Annotated in this window: 16 protein-coding genes and 1 rRNA gene; 10 read left to right on the forward strand and 7 right to left on the reverse strand. The window is 75.8% G+C overall.

Annotated features, from left to right (window positions below):
• Positions 1-189: 189 nt before the first annotated feature.
• Positions 190-2,340: a DEAD/DEAH box helicase gene (locus ACI8AA_RS12560; RefSeq protein WP_457044739.1), complete on the reverse strand. Its 2,151-nt coding sequence runs from the start codon at positions 2,338-2,340 to the stop codon at positions 190-192.
• Positions 2,341-2,666: 326 nt separating this feature from the next.
• Here ACI8AA_RS12560 and ACI8AA_RS12565 point away from each other — a divergent pair, with 326 nt between their 5' ends.
• On the forward strand, positions 2,667-3,077 hold the full coding sequence (locus ACI8AA_RS12565) for a metal-sulfur cluster assembly factor (protein ID WP_457044740.1): 411 nt from the start codon (positions 2,667-2,669) through the stop codon (positions 3,075-3,077).
• Complete coding sequence (locus tag ACI8AA_RS12570) at positions 3,074-4,084, forward strand: amidohydrolase family protein (RefSeq protein ID WP_457044741.1); 1,011 nt, start codon at positions 3,074-3,076, stop codon at positions 4,082-4,084. The genes ACI8AA_RS12565 and ACI8AA_RS12570 overlap by 4 nt, the downstream gene beginning before the upstream one ends.
• 69 nt (positions 4,085-4,153) lie before the next feature.
• Here the strand turns inward: ACI8AA_RS12570 and ACI8AA_RS12575 are convergent, their stop codons facing one another.
• The gene (locus ACI8AA_RS12575) at positions 4,154-4,600 is read right to left on the reverse strand and encodes a hypothetical protein (RefSeq protein WP_457044742.1); all 447 of its coding nucleotides are present in this window, start codon (positions 4,598-4,600) and stop codon (positions 4,154-4,156) included.
• Positions 4,601-5,143: 543 nt separating this feature from the next.
• On the opposite strand from ACI8AA_RS12575, the gene ACI8AA_RS12580 reads away from it, so the two are divergent.
• The 6 genes from ACI8AA_RS12580 (at position 5,144) to ACI8AA_RS12605 (ending at position 10,508) form a co-directional block, all read left to right on the forward strand.
• A complete protein-coding gene (locus tag ACI8AA_RS12580) occupies positions 5,144-5,791 on the forward strand; it encodes a hypothetical protein (protein ID WP_457044743.1) in 648 nt (215 codons plus the stop codon).
• A gap of 112 nt (positions 5,792-5,903) precedes the next feature.
• Complete coding sequence (locus tag ACI8AA_RS12585) at positions 5,904-6,416, forward strand: MarR family winged helix-turn-helix transcriptional regulator (RefSeq protein ID WP_457044744.1); 513 nt, start codon at positions 5,904-5,906, stop codon at positions 6,414-6,416.
• Between the two features lie 78 nt (positions 6,417-6,494).
• On the forward strand, positions 6,495-6,986 hold the full coding sequence (locus ACI8AA_RS12590) for a DUF5313 family protein (protein WP_457044745.1): 492 nt from the start codon (positions 6,495-6,497) through the stop codon (positions 6,984-6,986).
• Between the two features lie 199 nt (positions 6,987-7,185).
• Entirely contained in the window at positions 7,186-8,751 is a 1,566-nt protein-coding gene (locus tag ACI8AA_RS12595) for an adenylate/guanylate cyclase domain-containing protein (RefSeq protein ID WP_457044746.1), read from the forward strand.
• Between the two features lie 37 nt (positions 8,752-8,788).
• On the forward strand, positions 8,789-9,202 hold the full coding sequence (locus tag ACI8AA_RS12600) for a GYD domain-containing protein (protein WP_457044747.1): 414 nt from the start codon (positions 8,789-8,791) through the stop codon (positions 9,200-9,202).
• A gap of 25 nt (positions 9,203-9,227) precedes the next feature.
• Entirely contained in the window at positions 9,228-10,508 is a 1,281-nt protein-coding gene (locus ACI8AA_RS12605; RefSeq protein ID WP_457044748.1) for a class I SAM-dependent methyltransferase, read from the forward strand.
• A 3-nt stretch (positions 10,509-10,511) separates the two neighbouring features.
• On the opposite strand, the gene ACI8AA_RS12610 is transcribed toward ACI8AA_RS12605, so the two are convergent.
• The 4 genes from ACI8AA_RS12610 to recD2 form a co-directional block, all read right to left on the reverse strand.
• Entirely contained in the window at positions 10,512-10,778 is a 267-nt protein-coding gene (locus ACI8AA_RS12610) for a hypothetical protein (protein ID WP_457044749.1), read from the reverse strand.
• A gap of 74 nt (positions 10,779-10,852) precedes the next feature.
• Positions 10,853-11,902 carry a PD-(D/E)XK nuclease family protein gene (locus tag ACI8AA_RS12615; protein ID WP_457044750.1) on the reverse strand — a complete coding sequence of 350 codons (1,050 nt, stop codon included), beginning with the start codon at positions 11,900-11,902 and terminating at the stop codon, positions 10,853-10,855.
• A gap of 66 nt (positions 11,903-11,968) precedes the next feature.
• Positions 11,969-13,444, reverse strand: coding sequence for a hypothetical protein (locus ACI8AA_RS12620; protein ID WP_457044751.1), 1,476 nt, complete (start codon positions 13,442-13,444; stop codon positions 11,969-11,971).
• Between the two features lie 103 nt (positions 13,445-13,547).
• A complete protein-coding gene (gene recD2 / locus ACI8AA_RS12625; RefSeq protein ID WP_457044752.1) occupies positions 13,548-15,788 on the reverse strand; it encodes an SF1B family DNA helicase RecD2 in 2,241 nt (746 codons plus the stop codon).
• 149 nt (positions 15,789-15,937) lie between these two features.
• Here recD2 and ACI8AA_RS12630 point away from each other — a divergent pair, with 149 nt between their 5' ends.
• Complete coding sequence (locus tag ACI8AA_RS12630; protein ID WP_457044753.1) at positions 15,938-16,444, forward strand: single-stranded DNA-binding protein; 507 nt, start codon at positions 15,938-15,940, stop codon at positions 16,442-16,444.
• A gap of 195 nt (positions 16,445-16,639) precedes the next feature.
• Complete coding sequence (locus ACI8AA_RS12635; RefSeq protein WP_457044754.1) at positions 16,640-17,149, forward strand: phosphohydrolase; 510 nt, start codon at positions 16,640-16,642, stop codon at positions 17,147-17,149.
• 146 nt (positions 17,150-17,295) lie between these two features.
• Here ACI8AA_RS12635 and rrf read toward each other — a convergent pair.
• Positions 17,296-17,412, reverse strand: a 5S ribosomal RNA gene (gene rrf / locus ACI8AA_RS12640).

The following is a 17,412-nucleotide window of genomic DNA, read 5'->3' on the forward strand; positions in this document are numbered from 1 at the left end:
CACCACGACCACCCGGAGCACCCGGAGGACGGGCTGGCGACCCGCCCAGCCGGTCCGACTGCCCCTGGGCCGCCCCGAGTGACCTGCAGCCGGTCACGGCCCCGAGGGGCAGCGGCCCGTCGCCCGACATCCGATGACGGCTGCCCGCGGTCCGCACCACGGGGAGTCGTCGACGCCGGCGACCTCGACTCAGCCGGCGACCGCGGCGTCCTCCTGCCCGGACGACGTCCGCAGCGCGTCGGTGAGCAGCGCGACCAGCGCCTCGAGCTGCACGTCGGCCGACGAGGACACCTCCTCGTCGGAGCCGTCCAGCGCCCGGGCGGCGAGCCCCGCCTTGGTGTCGATCAGCTCGGCGATCCGCGCGTCGAGGGTCTGGGCGGCGATGATCCGCCACGCGGTGACCGGCTCGGTCTGGCCGATGCGGTGGCTGCGGTCGATCGCCTGCGTCTGCTCGGCGTCGGTCCACGACAGCTCGGCGAGCACGACGTTGGACGCCACCTGCAGGTTCAGCCCGACGCCCGCCGCGGTCAGCGAGCACACCGCGACGTGGACGTCGGGGTCGGTGACGAACGCGTCGACCTCGCGCTGCCGCGCCGCCGGCGTCTGGTCGCCCCGGATGGAGGAGAAACGCACGCCCTGCCGGGCGAAGGTCTCCTCGGCGGCGTCCATGACGTCGACGTGCTTGGCGAAGAAGACGACCTTGCCGGCGCTGCGGGCCAGCTGGGCGGCGTAGTCGGCGGCCAGCCCGGCCTTCGCCCGGCCGATCCGGCGCATCATGCCGAACACGTTCTCGCCGGTCGTGGTGGTGGCGTCCTTGAGCTCGGAGCGGGCCACCCGGCGCACCAGGTCGGCGTCGATCCCCTCGACGACGCCGGAGGTCCGCGCCGCCAGCGCGGTCTCGTACTGCCGCACCATCCGGCGGACCAGCTCCTGCTCGGCCGCCCGGATCGACCGGCCGGCCGCGCCGTCCAGCTCGACCGGGAGGTCGGCGATGCGGCGGGCGGGGATGTCGGCGGCGACGTCGACCTTGCGGCGGCGCACGATCCCCAGGTCGATCACGCACTGCCGGGCGGCGGCGGAGAAGCCGCGGTCCGCGGGTGTCAGGCCGGTGTCCTCGAGCGCGTCCATCAGCTCGCCGAGCGGCTTGGCGTCGTCGATCCAGCCGAGGAACTGCCAGATGGCCCGGAAGTCCTCGATGTCGTTGATCAGCGGGGTGCCGGTGAGGGCCATCAGCAGCGGCCGCACGGTGCGCGACCGGATCCGCTCGGACAGCGCGAGGACGTGCTGCGAGCGCTGCGAGGTCTTGTTCTTGATGAAGTGCGCCTCGTCGACGACCATCCCGCGGAAGCCGAAGTCGCCGAGCCAACCCACGTGGCGGTCGAGCACCTCGTAGTTGACGACGACGACGTCGGCGAAGCCGTCGACCGTCTCGCCGTCGCCCTGCACCACGGTGGCCGGGCGGTGCGGCGTCCAGCGGCCGGCCTCGCGCGCCCAGTTGGTCTTGACGACGTTCGGCACGACGACGAGCAGCGGGTAGGCGTCGGCCGCCTCTGCGGCGAGCAGCGCCTGCGCGGTCTTGCCCAGGCCGGGCTCGTCGGCGAGCAGGAACGTCCGGTGCCCGGCCGCGGCCGCGGCGACCAGCTGCCCCTGGTGCGGCATGAGCTCCAGCCCGGCGGGGGTGAAGCGGCTCGTCGGGAAGGGCAGGTCCATGCACGCCGGGGCACCGCCGCCGGCGCGCTCGAAGGAGGTCAGCAGCGGGCCGAGCAGCTCCCAGCCGGCCAGGCGGCGCGGGCGCGGGGCGCGTGGGGCGGCGGCGGAGAAGTCCGGCGCCAGGAACGGGTTGGCCAGCTGCCGGGAGATCACCGACTGCGGCACCGCGCGGCGCGGGGGCGCGGCGGGCACGTCCGGCTCCTCGGCCGGCGGGACCTCCTCGAGCGCCGGCTCGATGCCGGCCGCCTTCTGCATCTCCCGCACGAGCGACCGGGCCGCGTCGGAGACGACGGCGTCCTCGCCGAGCAGCGCCAGCAGCCCGGCGTCGCGGACGGCGGTCGTCGCGAGGATGGTCGCGACGCCGTCCAGGCGCTTGAGCTGCTCGGTCCGGCGGCCGTCGCTGAGGCCCCCGTCCGCGCGGACGCGGGCGCGCTCGTCGCGCAGCAGCAGCGCGACGGCCTGGAACCGCGCCCGCACGGCGGGCGTCACGCGCCCGCGCTGGGTGGCCGCCTCCACGTCCCGGACGGTGCGGGCGAGCACCGCGACGACGTCGTCGTCTCGGCGGCCCCGCCGCTGGTCGCGCGGGGCGCTGCGGCGAGCGCCTGACTGGCGCTGGCCTGGTCGAGCCAAGGATCCTCCTCTGCTGTGCCGGGCGCGGTCGCCGCGGCAGCACGGCGCACGGACCCGCGGCCGGAGCGGGGACGCTCCGGCCGGGACCGGTGCCCCGGGTCCGGCGGACGCCTCCGGGGTCGCCGGAGGCCACGATCGGCCGGCCGGGCGCCCCGCCGGCGGGATGCCGGGTGTGGGTCGGCCCGCTCCGGTCCCGGGGGCGGGGCCTCCATGGTGTCAACACCCGGGGAGCCGCGCTGTTCCCGGCCCCTCCCCCTGCGGGCCGGACGGCGCCGGTCGCGACCGAACCCCTGGCCCGACTGTGGCTCAGGTCACACCATGGCCGGATGACGCAGCCGTTCCCCGCGGTGCCCGGGTGGGCCGCCCGCGCGCTGTCCACGGTGTTCGACCCCTGCTGCAGCGAGAAGAGCATCTCCGTCGTCGACATGGGCCTGCTCCGGTCGGTGGACGTCCGCGACGGCCACGCCCGGGTCGAACTGCTGCTCACCTCCGGCTGGTGCCCGTTCGCCGCCCGGGTGGTCACCGACGTCGAGACGGCCATCCGCCGGCAGCCCGGCGTCGAGACCTGCGAGGTGGAGGTCGTCTGGGACGAGGCCTGGACGACCGACCGGCTCTCCCCCGCGGCCGCCCGCCGGCTGCGCTCCCTCCCCGACCCCGTCGCCGTCCCCGACCGCGACGCCTTCCTCTCCGCCCACCGCTCCCGGCCGCTCGGCCCCAGCACAGGAGGACGACCGTGATCGGCGACGCTTTCGTGTTCGACGGGGTCGCGCACCCGTTCAACTTCACGGCCAAGAACGCGTTCGGGTCACCGGGGCAGATGTTCGCCAACCACCTGTACGCCTTCCACACGACGCTGACCCCCGACGGGGAGCCGACGCTGTCGGCGGAGGAGTTCCTCCGGGAGTGGACGCCCGCCGACATCCGGCACATGGTCTACGAGCAGTCCGACACCGACATGCTGGCCGCGATGCCGCTGCCGCTCACCGACCTGTTCCGCGACGGGCTCTCCCCGTGGGAGACGTGCGCGGAGCTCGCCCAGCGGGACCCGGACCGGACGGTGTTCTGGGGATCGGTCAACCCGCTCGAGGGGCGCCGGGCGCTGGACCTGATGGAGCGCCAGGTCGGCGAGTTCGGCGCGCGGGCGTTCAAGTTCTACAACGTCCGCTACGACTACGGCTCCCCGTTCCCGTGGCGGATGGACGACCCGCGGGTCGCGTTCCCGGTGTTCGAGAAGGCCCAGGAGCTGGGCGTGAACCTGATCGGCGTGCACAAGGGCGTGCCGCTGGGGCCGCAGCCGGTCGAGGCGACCCAGACCTGGGACATGGACGGCGCGGCGGCCGCCTTCCCCGACATCAACTTCGTGATCTTCCACGTCGGGCTGCCGTTCATCGACGAGACCTGCTGGCAGCTGATCCGCTGGCCCAACCTGTACGCCTCGCTCGCGGCGACGATCAACCTGATCGTGCGGGCGCCGCGCGGATTCGCCGAGATCCTCGGCAAACTGCTGTTCTGGTGCGGCGAGGACAAGATCGTCTACGGCTCGGAGGCGCCGATCTGGCAGCCGCAGTGGGCGCTGCGCGCGTTCATGGACTTCTCGATCCCGCAGGACCTGTGCGAGGGCTACGGCTACCCGCAGCTCACCGACGTGGCCAAGCGGAAGATCCTCGGGGAGAACCTGCTCCGCCTGCACGGGTTCGACGTGGAGGAGACCAAGGCGCGGCTGGGCCGCCCGCCGGCGCACTGACACGGGTGCGCCACCGCCGACTCGTCGGCGGCCGCGCCGGCGGCGGCTCCGGGGTCCGGCGGCGGGGGCCTACCGCCGACGCACGCCGACGGCCCCGACGGCACCGCGGAGACCGACGCAGCCCACGCACCCGACGCACCCCACGCAGTCGATGCAGCCGACGCAGGCGACGCACGCGGCGCAGCCGACGTTGGCGAGGCCGGCGAGGACGCCGGCGCTGCCCACGACGCCGACGCTGAGGGCGACGGCGGCACTGCCGACCACCCCGGCCGAGGCGGCCACGCCCGTGCTCGTCCCGACCCCCGTGCTCGCGACGGTGGCCGCGCTGCCCACGACGCCGGCCGACGCGGCGGTCGCTGCGCTTCCGGCCACCGCGGCCGACGCGGCGGTCGCGGCGCTGCCGACCACGGCCCGGCTGCCGGTGGTCGCGACGTCGCCGTCCGGCTCCGCACCGGCCGACCGGTGGCCGTCCCCCGCCGCGGCGGTGGCTCGCAGAGGTGGGCGCTCCTGCGACATGGCGGTGCCTCCCGGGTCGGCTCGACCGTCGTGGGACCCGTCCACGGGACCCGTCCCCGGTCACCATCCCGGCCGACGCCCGGGGCACGGGCGTTCCGTGCGCTCGCCGGGCCGCCCGGTCGGCGGATCGCTGCTCAGCGCGACGGCGCGGGGACCGCACGCTGCGCGGCGCGGGCGATGCGGGACGGGCGCGGGTGCCAGACCTCGGCGTCCCTCGGGTCCCAGGCGCAGGCCGGGGTCGGCCCCGGGGGGCCGAGCAGCGTGGTGAGCCCCGGGAGCCCGGGCTCACGCGCGGACCACCCGGTCGATCCTGGCAGGAGGACGTCCTGGCGCGGCCGGGAGCGAGGCCGACGAGGGGTGACGCAGCGTGCGGGCCGTCCTGCTCCGGGTGAGGTCGCCGGGCGCGCGTCGTGGTCCACGCCGGCCCCTCGGCAACTGTCGGGCAGGAGGGTCGGCAGCTTCGGCGACAACTGGCGGGCGGACCCCTTGGCCCTCCCGGCGTGCCTGCTGATCCTCGTGCCTCCCCCACCACAGGAGGCCCCGGTGTACCGCTCCGCGCTCGTGTCGTCGTTGCTCACCACCGCCGTCCTGCTCGCCGGCTGCTCGGCCGGGCCGGCCGGATCGGCCGCTCCCGAGGCCGGCAGTCCCTCGAGCACCTCGGCCGAGCCCTCCACGCCCATCCCCTCGCCGCCGGCCGACCCGACCGGGGGCGGCACCGCCGGCGGCACGGAGAACGGCAGCACCGGCGACGAGGGCACCGGCGACGACAGCACCGGCGACGACAGCACCGGCGACGACAGCACCGGCGACGACGGCACCGGGGCCCCGGAGCCGAGCGACCCCGGGACCGGCGGCGAGGGCACGGGCAACGGGACCGAGGGCCTGCCCGGCTGGCCCGTCGAGTCGACCCCGGTGCACGGCGGCCGCTACTGGGCCGTCTACGTCGCCGTCGGCACCCCCGGCGACCCCGCGCTCCAGCAGGTGCTCGCCGACGTCCGGCAGCTCTGGCCGGGCGCCGGCCTCGCCGAGCTGGCGTGCGACGAGGGGGCGGCGGAGGCCCTCGGCCGTGACGGCGCCGAGCACGCCGTGGCCGTGTACTTCCCCACCGAGCAGCACGTCACCGAGTTCCGCAGGCGCTGGGAGACCCCGTTCGTCGGAGCCGCCCAGGTGACCACCCGCTGCGCCGACTGACGGCGTCGCGCGCAGGAGCCGGCCCGCGCACCTCGCCGGCTCCGTCCGCTCGCGCCGGAGGACGACCGCCGGACGCCGAACCGTTGGTGCCCCAACGGCCTACCCTGGCGGGGTGACCACGAGCCAGACGCCCCAGGCTCCCGCCGGGTCCGAGGAGCTGCTCGCCCTCGCCTCCGAGGACGTGCTGGCCCTCGACCGGCAGGTGTGCTTCGCGCTCTCGGTGGCCGCGCGCAACGTGGTCGCCGTCTACCGCCCCGTCCTGGAGCCGCTGGGCCTGACCCATCCGCAGTACCTGGTGATGCTCGCCCTGTGGCAGCACGGGTCGCTGTCGGTGAAGCGGCTGTCGGGGCTGCTGCAGCTCGACCCCGGCACCCTCTCCCCGCTGCTCAAGCGGCTCGAGGCGGCCGGCCTGCTGCGCCGCGAGCGCGATCCCGGGGACCAGCGCAACCTGGCGCTCGCGCTGACCGAGGAGGGGCTGGCGCTGCGCACGAAGGCCGAGGCCATCCCGGCGGGCATCGTCGAGCGGCTCGGGATGCCCGTCGAGGAGCTGATGAGCCTGCACGGGGCCCTCACCCGGGTGATCACGGCCTCGCAGGAGGCGCTGGCGGCCCGTGACCCCGCCTGACCCGCCTCCCCAGTGTCTGGTCCGACACATGGCCCCCCCATGCTTGGTGCCCCATGCGTTTCGGGGGACCATGGGGACGTGGCCGTCACCGAGCAGGAGCACACCACCGACATGACCGAGCTCAGCGCGGGATCCGGCGCCCCTGCCGACCCCGTCGTCCGCCCCGCACCGCACCGGTGGATCTGGTACGCCCTCGGCGGCGGGCTCCCCCGGCGCAACCGCGGCTGGGTCCTGTTCGACACGACGACGAGCACCTGGTGGGCGCGGCACGTCGTGCGCAGCCTCGTGCAGATGGCGGTGCCGATCGCCGTGGTGATGCTGGTCCTGCCGGCCGGCTGGGGGCTGCGCATCGCCGTGGCCGGCGGCGGCGTCGCCCTCGGGTTGGTCTACTCGCTGGCCTACATGGTGGAGGCGACCGAGAACCGCGTGGTCAAGGCCGGTTACCCGGTCGGCACCGCCGCCGCGCACCGCGAGGCCCGGTGGGAGGCGCGCGAGGAGCGTGACCGGCAGCGCCGGCGGGCGGCAGCCGCCAAGCGGGCCGCCCGGTACCGCGACCGCACGAGCCGCTAGGAGCCGGGCCGCCGGCGGCGTCGACCAGCGGCACCGGCCGCGGGCGGGTGCCGTGCGGCGCTGGTGCCCGCCCCCTCCACGGGAGCACACTGCCCTCCGTGGCCTCGGCACCGGCCACGACGGCCGCCAGTGCACGCCGCCGACTCCGGGAGGAGCCCCCGCGGCGCGGCCGCCCTCGCGCCCGTCGAGGGAACGCGCGGTGACCGGCCGGCACCGCGACCCCGCGACCGGGTCGCCCCTCCGCCACCGCCGGGAGGACGTCGCCCCGGCGCTCGCGGGCGCGGGCCGGACCACGCCCGGCACCCTCGCCCACCTGATCGCCGTCCACGGACGCCGGCCGACGGCGGCGGCGATGGTGCTCGTCGCGCTGACCCTCCCCCTGGCCGGGCTGGTGTTCCTGCTGCGCAGCGACTTCGAGGGGCTGTACTGGACCGGGGCGGCGCTGCACTTCTCCGTCTTCCTGACCGTCGGCGCCGTGGCGGCCAGCCTGTCGCTGGTCGCCGGGGAGGCGGCCCGCCGACGCGGGGACGCGCGCGTCCTGCTGCTCTCCCTGGCGTTCCTCGCGACCAGCGGCTTCATGGCGCTGCACGCCATCGGCACCCAGCACGTGCTCACCCACGACGCGATGCCCGGCTTCACCGTCGCCATCACGATCGGGCTGCTCGTCGCCGCCCCCTTCGCCGCGGCGTCGGCGCTGGTGGACGCGCGGCCCCCGACCGAGGCGTGGGTGGCGCGCCACCGGCAGGCGCTGCGGGGCGCCGTCCTCGCGACGATCGTCGTCTGGGGGCTGTGGTCGGTCGCCGAGTGGCCGCCGCTGCAGCAGGTGACCGCCGAGGGCGGGGAGCACGTCGCGCTCACGGTGGCCGCGGCGCTCGGCGCGCTGCTCTACCTGCTGGCCGCGGTCCGCCTCTGGTGGGTGAACCGGAGCCACTTCGGGCTGCTCCTGTTCAGCGTCGTGGCCTGCTACGGCCTGCTCGCCGAGGCCCTGGTGGGCGTGGCGCTGGCCGGCGAGCGCAAGTGGCACCCCGCCTGGTGGGTGTGGCACGGGCTCATCGTCATCGCCTACCTGCTGGTCTTCGCCGCCGCGCGGCGGGAGTGGCGCGACGAGCGCTTCCGCACCCTCTACCTGCCGACGACGCGCGAGCACCGCGGCGAGGTGTCCGTGCTGGTCGGCGACCTGGCCGGCTTCACCGCCTTCACCGCCCGGCGCGACGCCGCGGAGGTCGCGGCCATGCTGCGGGCCTACTACGAGCGGGCCGCGCCGCTGATCTACCGGCGGTTCGGCGGCGAGGTGGAGAAGTTCGCCGGCGACGGCGTGTTCGCGACCTTCAACCGCGCCGGGGACCAGCCCGACCACGCGCTGCGCGCGGTGGAGGCGGCCGCGGCGCTGCAGGCCGAGGTGGCGCGGATCCGCACCGAGCACCCCGACTGGCCGGGGCTGCGCATCGGCGTCGACAGCGGCCCGGTCGTGTTCAGCGAGATGGGCGGCAGCGGCTACCTGGTCTACCCCGCCGTCGGTGACACCGTGAACGTCGCGGCCCGGCTGCAGCAGCACGCCCCGGTCGGCGGCGTCCTGGTCGGCACCGGGACGCACGACCAGCTGCCGGCCGCGGTCGACCTCCTGCCGGTGACCGGCCTGCGGCTCAAGGGCAGGGACGCGGCGGTCGACGCCTACCTCGTGCAGCTCCCCCTGCGGACCTCCTCCGTCCCGGCACCCCGGTCCGGGGGCAGGCGCGGCACCCCCTCGGCCCGGTCCGCGCGATGACCCCGCGGCGCAGCAGGTCGACGAGAGGGGACGGACGATGCCGCTCTACCTGACCAGGTTCAGCTACACGCCGGAGACCTGGGCCCGGCTGATCGAGAACCCCGAGGACCGGCGGGAGGCCGCCCGCTCCTACGTCGAGTCGGTCGGGGGTCGGCTGCACGGGTTCTGGTACGCCTTCGGACCCTCCGACGGCTACACGCTGTGGGAGGCCCCGGACAACGTCTCGATGGCCGCCGTCGTCGTGGCCCTCGGCGCGGGGGGCGCGCTGCGCCCGCTCGAGACGACGGTGCTGCTCACCGTCGAGGAGACCCTCGACGCCCTCTCCGCCGGGCCGGTCAGGTGGGCTACCGACCACCGGGCGTCCGGCCCGGGCCCTGACGCCGGCGCACGGCGTGATCGGAACCGGTGCACATCCCGCCGGAACCCTGGCACGGTGCCTCCTGCGGCGTGAGCAGTCGCGCCGGGAGGGAGCCGGCATGCGCACGAGGGAGGTCGCGCCCCGGGCGGCGCGCGCACTGACGACGGTCCTCGGTGCCGACGGGCTCCCCGTCCGGCTGCGGGCCTGGGACGGCAGCGAGACCGGCCCCACCGACGCACCGGTGGTGGTCCTCCGCTCGCGGCGGGCGTTCCGCCGGGTCCTGTGGTCGCCGGGCCAGCTGGGCCTGGCCCGCGCCTACGTCGCCGGCGACGTCGACGTCCCCGGCGACGTGTTCGCCACCCTCACCGCCCTGGGCGCGCTCACGACGTGGGGGCAGGGGGAACCGGCCCCGCCGTTGCGCCCCTCCGCGCGCTGGGCGCTGCTGCGCACCGCCGCCCGGCTGGGCGCCGTCGGCCCGCCGCCGCCCCCGCCGGCGGAGGAGGCCCGCGTCGGCCGGGCCGGGCCCCGGCACTCCCGCGGGCGGGACGCCGCCGCGATCGCCCACCACTACGACGTCGGCAACGACTTCTACGCCCTGGTCCTCGGGCCCACGCTGGTCTACTCGTGCGCGGTCTGGACCGACGAGTGCACCGGCCTCGACGCGGCCCAGGAGACCAAGCTCGACCTGGTCTGCCGCAAGCTCGGGCTGCGGCCCGGCATGCGCCTGCTCGACGTGGGCTGCGGGTGGGGCAGCCTGGCGCTGCACGCCGCCGGGCGGTGCGGCGCCGACGTCGTCGGGGTCACGCTGTCCGCCGAGCAGGCCGCGCTGGCGCGCGAGCGGGTCGCGGAGGCGGGCCTGGCCGGCCGGGTCGACGTCCGGGTGCAGGACTACCGCGAGGTCGCCGACGGGCCCTTCGACGCGATCGCCTCGATCGGGATGGCCGAGCACGTCGGCCGGCAGCAGATGCCGTCGTACGCCGCGCACCTGCGCGACCTGCTGCGCCCCGGCGGCCGGCTGCTCAACCACCAGATCGCCTGGCGCGACGGGGGCTGGCGGCCGGACCCGGACTCCTTCATCGCCCGCTACGTCTTCCCCGACGGGGAGCTGCTGGGCCTGGCGGAGACCGTCGGCGCGCTCGAGGACGCCGGCCTGGAGGTGCTCGACGTCGAGGCGCTGCGCCGGCACTACGCGCTCACCCTGCGCGCCTGGGTGGCCCGGCTGGAGGAGCACTGGGACGAGGCCGTCGCGGCCGCCGGCGAGGGCCGTGCCCGGGTGTGGCGGCTGTACATGGCGGCGTGCGCGCTGGCGTTCGAGGCGGGCACCATGGGCGTGGACCAGGTGCTGGTCCAGCGGCCCGGCGGCGCGCCGCCCCCGCTGCGGCGCACCGCGTGGGTGTGAGCGTCAGGCCACGTCCTGCGCGGGTGCGCCGGGCCCCGGCTCGGCGAGGATCCAGCTGGTGCGCCCGTGCAGCGGCGGGGTCTTGGTGCCGTCGGTGAACCAGACGACGACGCCGCCGTGCGCCCGGCAGCGCGAGCGCACCACCCGCACCCGGCTCCCGCGGGCGGTCTTGACCGGCCGGACCAGCGGGAGGCCGAAGTCGGTGCCGATGACGTCGCCGGTGAGGACCGGCTCCCCGGCGGACAGGTGGGACGTCGGGACGGTGGTCATCAGTGCCTCCGGGTCGTGCGTTCGAACGTGTGTTCGATGGTGCACCCGAGGGGTGGCGTCGCGCCACCGGGTCCTCAGTCGGGCCGGATCCCGTTCCGCGTGACCCGGATCGTCGACGCGCTGCGGGTCCGCCGGGTGGGCACGACCTCGCCGAGCTCGGCCAGCCGCTCGACCGCGGCGTCCTTGTCGACCTGCGTGCGCAGCCCGCCGCCGGACCACTCGCAGTGCAGGTCCCCGGCCGGCCCGGACCGCCCCCGCAGCCGCTCGCGGGCGAACTCCTTGTGACGCCGGGCCTCGTTCTCCGCCGCCCGCCAGGCGTCGTAGTCGTGGACGGCCTCGACGTAGTCGGCGTCGGTGACCGTCAGCCGGGACTGGCGGGAGACGTCACCCTCGGTCGCGGGGTCCACCGGCGGGCCCCAGCACAGGTCGAGGAACGGGCACCAGTCGCACATCCCGTCCACGCCGGGCCCGAACCCGTCGCGCGGGACGGCGTCGACGCCGTCCTCCTCCACGGTGGCGTAGACGTCGGTCAGCCACATGAGCGCCTCGGCGGTCAGCGCCGGGTCGTGGTCGGCCTCGAACACGACGTCCTCGCCGGAGTCGCGGGACAGGTACCGCAGGCGCAGCCCGTCGACGTCCTGCCCGTCGCCCGCCGGCAGCCTCCGGTCGGCGGTCTGCCCGGTGCGCAGCAGCCACGCGTAGAGGGCCACCTGGAACCAGTGCCGGACCGGCACCCCGCGGGTCAGGACCCGCTCGAAGCCGAACCGCGACGTCGTCTTGAGGTCCTCCACCACCGGCTCGTGCCACCAGTCGCAGCGGCCCTTGACCTGCTCGCCCCGCAGGCCCACCTCGGTCAGCCCGCCGTACTGGCGGCGCAGCGCCCGCAGCACCCCGCGGTGCAGCTCGGTGCCGATGAACGCCTGCAGCCCCGCACGGGCGTTGGTCGGGCGGCGGCGGGCGATCCGGTAGGCCGCCCGGCGGCGGCACTCGCCGACCTCCGAGGCGCCGATCATCCGCTGGCGCGAGCGGGCCCGGCGGCTGTCGAGGTCCCGGACCGCCGCGGCCAGGCTGGGCGCGGCCCGCCGCTCGGCGGTGCTGGGACGCGCGGGCAGGACGGCGGTCACCGTCCGGCCCTCGGGTGGAGGCGGCGGAGCGGGGCCTGGTGGACCGGCCCCGCCCCGTCCCGCGGCTCAGGCGACGTCCGCACGACCGTCGTCGCCGTCCCGGCGCTCGGCGATCACCGCGCGCACCAGCGCGGTGAGCCGCTTGGTCGCCACGTGCTCGACCGACCGGCCGAACCGGGCGCCGATCTGCTCGTCGGTCACGCCCAGGCTCTCCAGGCTGGCGAGCACGCCCCGGCGCGCCGCGGTGTTCCGCCGCTCCCGCGGGTCATCGGGGGTGGGCGAGGACTCCAGCAGCGGGTTCGCCGGCGCGGCGTCCTCGGCGTCGGGCCGGGGCGCCGAGACGGCGGCCTGCGCGGCCGCCGCCGCGGCCTGGGCGGCCTGCAGCACCGAGGCCGGCGTCTGCGGGACCGACGGGTCGCCGGCCGCGACCCGGCGCCGCCCGGCGGGGTGGGTCGTCATCGACGACTCGACCAGCTGCTCGTGCCGGGCGCGGATCAGCTCCGCGACCGTGTACGAGCCGCCGGGGGTGGGGACGTCGGCCTGCAGCAGGCCGTTGCGGTTGGCCACGGTCCAGACCTCGCGCAGCTCGTCGTCGTCGCGGGCGTCGTCGATCCGCGCGACCAGGTCGGCGGCGTCCGGCTCGCCGCGGCCGCCGGCCCGGGCGGCCGGGCGGGCCTGCTGCGCCTCCTCGGTGCGCTCGTGCTCGAGCAGCCCGCCGCCGTGGAAGGAGACGAGGTCGCGCACGTGCGCGGTGCCCGGGTCGCACTTGAGCGCGTCGAACACCAGCCACTCCAGCAGCCGGCCGGTCGCCTTCGGGTCGGTGATCTCGCGCGCCGGGTCGTCGTTGGGCTTGATGCCCACGTGCACGCTGCGCGCGCCGACGATCAGCGGCCGGCGGCCGCGGCGCAGCCGCATCCACACGCTCGCCGCGTACGGGAACTCCCGGTGGGTCTGCACCGACCAGGTCTTCTGCCCCTCGATGGGGCGGCCGTTGGAGTCGACCTCGGTGACCTCCTTGCCGCGGGCGGTCACGACGACGATCCCGGGGAAGGTGAGCAGCTCGGTCTGCAGCTTGCGCCAGCGGGCGCCGGCGTCGTTCCACAGGTTCTGGCTGATGGTGACCTCGGCGTTGGGGTCGCGCTTGAGCAGCTCGCGGTTGCGGGCGGACTTCGCGGCCCGCTCGCTGGCCCAGTCCTTCAGGCCGTCCCAGATCGCCGAGCCGGTGTCGATGCCGAGCACGACCGGCGGCTCACCGGCGTCGGAGGCGCGGCGGGCCTCGGCCTTGACCGCCTGGACGGCGGCCAGCACCGCGGCGTAGGAGCCGTCGTGCTCGATGAGCTGGTACCTGGCGCCAGGGATCGCGCCGTACTCGTCACCGGCGCCCTCGTTGAGGTCGATCCAGTAGAGCGCGCCGATCCGGTCGCTGCTGCTGAACTGGGCCAGCGCCCAGCTCTTTCCTGCCTTCTCCTCGCCCTCGAGGAGGATGCACGGCCACGGCACGCGGCCGGTGGGCTTGCGGGTCTTGAGGCCAGGGACGGCCATGTCGGACTCCTTGGATGACACGGGGAAGATGTCGAGCCCGAATCTAGGGAGGGGTACCGACAGAACGGCGTGTCGACTTGACACCCCGCCCCGACCGATCGCATCAGTCCTGGTCGGACCCGTCGTCGGAGGACACGCGGCCGCGCAGCCGGTGGGCGAGGGCGGTGTGCCGGCGCCCGGAGCCGGCGGCCCGCACGGCCTGGGCCAGCGCCCGGGGCGAGCCGACGAGCACGACGAGCCGCTTGGCCCGGGTGACCGCGGTGTAGAGCAGGTTGCGCTGCAGCATCATCCAGGCGCTGGTGGTCAGCGGGACGACGACGCACGGGTACTCGCTGCCCTGCGAGCGGTGCACGGTGACCGCGTAGGCGTGCACCAGCTCGTCGAGCTCGGCGAAGTCGTAGTCGATCGCCTCGTCCTCGTCGGTGACGACGGTGACCTTCTGGTCCACCGGGTCGATCGCGGTGACGACGCCCTGGGTGCCGTTGAAGACGCCGTTGCGGCCCTTGTCGTAGTCGTTGCGGATCTGGGTGACCTTGTCCCCGACGCGGAACACCCGCCCGCCGAACCGCTTCTCCGCGCGGTCGGGCCGGGCCGGGGTGAGCGCCTCCTGCAGCAGCTCGTTGAGCCCGGCGGCGCCGGCCGGCCCGCGGTGCACCGGGGTGAGCACCTGGACGTCGCGGCGCGGGTCGAGGCCGAACCGGGCCGGGATCCGCCGGGTGACGACGTCCACGGTGAGCCGGGCGGCCTCCTCGGCGTCGTCGGTGGGGAACAGGAAGAAGTCGTCGAGGCCCTGTACCTGCGGCGGGGTGCCGGCGTTGATCCGGTGGGCGTTGGTCACCACCCCCGACCGGCTGGCCTGCCGGAAGACCTGCGTCAGGCGCACGTGCGGCACCGGGGTGCCCTCGGCGAGCAGGTCGCGCAGCACCTCGCCGGCCCCGACCGACGGCAGCTGGTCGACGTCGCCGACCAGGAGCAGGTGCGCCCCCGGCGGGACCGCCCGCACCAGCTTGTTGGCCAGCAGCAGGTCCAGCATCGAGGACTCGTCGACGACGACCAGGTCGGCGTCCAGCGGCCGGTCCCGGTCGTAGGCGGCGTCGCCGCCGGGCCGCAGCTCCAGGAGCCGGTGCACGGTGACCGCCTCGACCCCGGTCAGCTCGGTGAGCCGCTTCGCCGCCCGGCCGGTCGGCGCCGCGAGCACGATCCGCGCACCCTTGGCCTTCGCGAGGGTGACGATCGAGCGCACCGTGAAGCTCTTGCCGCAGCCGGGCCCGCCGGTGAGGACGGCGAGCCGCTCGGTCAGGGCCAGCCGGACGGCGTCCCGCTGGCCGGGCGCCAGCTCGACGCCGGTGCGCCGGTGCAGCCAGGCGAGCGCGGCGTCCCAGTCGACGGTGGCGAAGGCCGGCATGCGGTCCTCGGCGGCGGTGGCCAGCCTCCGCAGCCCGGCGGCGAGGGAGACCTCGGCGCGGTGGAAGGGGACGAGGTAGTGGGCCACGGTGGGCGGGGCGCCGTGCGCGCCGGGCAGCTCGTCGCGGATCAGCCCCTGGTCGGCGACCAGCAGGGCCAGGCAGTGGCGCACCAGGTCGGCGGGGACCTGGAGCATCTCGATCGCGCGAGCCGTCAGCTCCGGCTCGGGGAGGAAGCAGTGGCCCTGCCCGGTGGCCTCGGAGAGCACGAACTGCAGGCCGGCCTCCACCCGCTGGGTGCTGTCGTGCGGGATGCCGACCGCGGCGGCGATGGTGTCGGCGGTCTTGAAGCCGATGCCCCAGACCTCGGCGGCCAGGCGGTAGGGCTCGCTGCGGACGACGCCGATCGCGGCGCCGCCGTACTGCTTGTAGATGCGCACGGCGAGCGAGGTGGAGACCCCGACGCCCTGCAGGAAGACCATCACCTCCTTGATGGCCCGCTGCTCCTCCCAGGCCTCGGTGATCAGCCGGGTGCGCTTGGGGCCGAGCTTGGGCACCTCGGCCAGCCGGGCCGGCTGCTCCTCGATCACCCGCAGCGCGTCGGCCCCGAAGTGGTCGACGATCTGCGCGGCCAGCCGCGGGCCGATCCCCTTGACCAGCCCGGAGCCGAGGTAGCGCCGGATGCCCTGCACCGTGGCCGGCAGCACGGTCGTGTAGTCCTCGACCTGGAACTGGCGGCCGTACTGTGGGTGCGCGCCCCACCGGCCGCGCAGCTGCAGCGTCTCCCCCGGCTGGGCGCCGAGCAGGGAGCCCACCACGGTGACCAGGTCCCCGCCGCGCCCGGTGTCGACCCGGGCCACGGTGTAGCCGGTCTGGGCGTTCGCGAACGTGATCCGCTCCAGCGTCGCCTCCAGGACCGCCCCCGTCCGCGCCTCCGCCACCTGCCGTCCTCTCGCTGCTCCGCCGTCCTCCCCTCGATCGTCACACCGCCCGATGACGAAATCCGCGGAGCGCACGGAATTGTCGGACGGTCCTCGTAACCTCCGGACGCTCACCTGAGCGATGCACTGACAACACGGAGGACCGGATCATGGCCGGCGACACTGTCATCACCGTCATCGGCAACCTGACCAGCGACCCCGAGCTGCGTTTCACGCCCTCGGGAGCGGCGGTTGCCGACTTCACCATCGCCTCGACCCCGCGCACCCTGGACCGCCAGACCCAGGAGTGGAAGGACGGCGACGCGCTCTTCCTGCGCTGCAGCTGCTGGCGCCAGATGGCCGAGAACGTCGCGGGGTCGCTGACCCGCGGCTCGCGCGTCATGGCGCAGGGGCGCCTCAAGCAGCGGTCCTTCGAGACCAAGGAGGGCGAGAAGCGCACCGTCATCGAGCTCGAGGTCGACGAGATCGGCCCGTCCCTGCGGTACGCGACGGCGACCGTCGCCAAGGTCGCCCGCTCCGGGGACGGTCCCGGCGGGGGCTCCGGTGGCGGACAGGGGTCCCGCGACAGCCGCAACGGTGCCGGCCGGGGCAGCTCGCCCGATCCCTGGGCCGCGGCCCCGGTCGGCGGCTTCGCCGAGGAGGAGCCGCCCTTCTGACCGGGACCGGCCAGCCCGACGGTCGCTGACCGCGGGGCGGCACCGTCCCGGCGCCTGGCTCGTCCGGGCCCGCTGTCCCGAGCGCGGGCCCGGGCGGGCTCCACCGGCTGCGTGCGGCTGTGATCCCGTCGCGACGCCGCCCGACACGGCCCGCGCGGGGACCCGGTGCGCCGGGCACCGCCTAGCCTCGGACCCGTGGCGTTCACCGTTCCCGACGCCCACCTCCTCGCCCTGGCCGCCCACGAGGGACAGACCGACGAGCACGGCCGGGACCTCTACCTGGCGCGGCTGCGGCCGATCGCCGAGTCGCTGCGGCCGCACGGCCCGGAGGCGGAGATGGCCGGTGTGCTGCAGGACGTCACCCGCACCACCGGCAACCATCCCGATCCCGCCCGCCGCTACGACTCGGCCCGGCTGCTCGCTTTGGGCGTCCCGGCGGTCGTCGTCGAGGCGATCGACGCCGTGACGCCGCGGCCGGGCGAGCCGTACATCGCCGGCCTCATCCGGCGGTGCGCGGCACACCCGCTCGGTCGCCTGGTCAAGCTGGCCGAGAACCAGTACCTGCTCGCGGCCGCCGCTCAGCAGGCCGCCTCCGACCCAGCCCGGGCGCGCAGCCTGCGCGAGGGCCGGTACCGCCCCGCCCGGCGGATCCTGCTCGCCGCCGAGGCCGCAGACCCCGTCCACGGCCGGCGCGTCCTCGTCTGAGGACACCGGCAGCAGTTTCGTCAGGACGCAACCCGGGCCGTGTCGCCGCGGCGAGAGTGGCGGCAGTCGGAATGTGTCCGGGCGAAACGTGTCGGGGGATGCAGCAGGGCCCCGCACCGGATGGTGAGGGGCCCTGCTGAATGGTTGTCCGGCGGCGTCCTACTCTCCCACCCCGTCTCCGGGGCAGTACCATCGGCGCTGAGAGGCTTAGCTTCCGGGTTCGGAATGGATACCGGGCGTTTCCCTCTCGCCATGGCCGCCGT

It is taken from the genome of Geodermatophilus sp. SYSU D01180 (assembly GCF_054050415.1).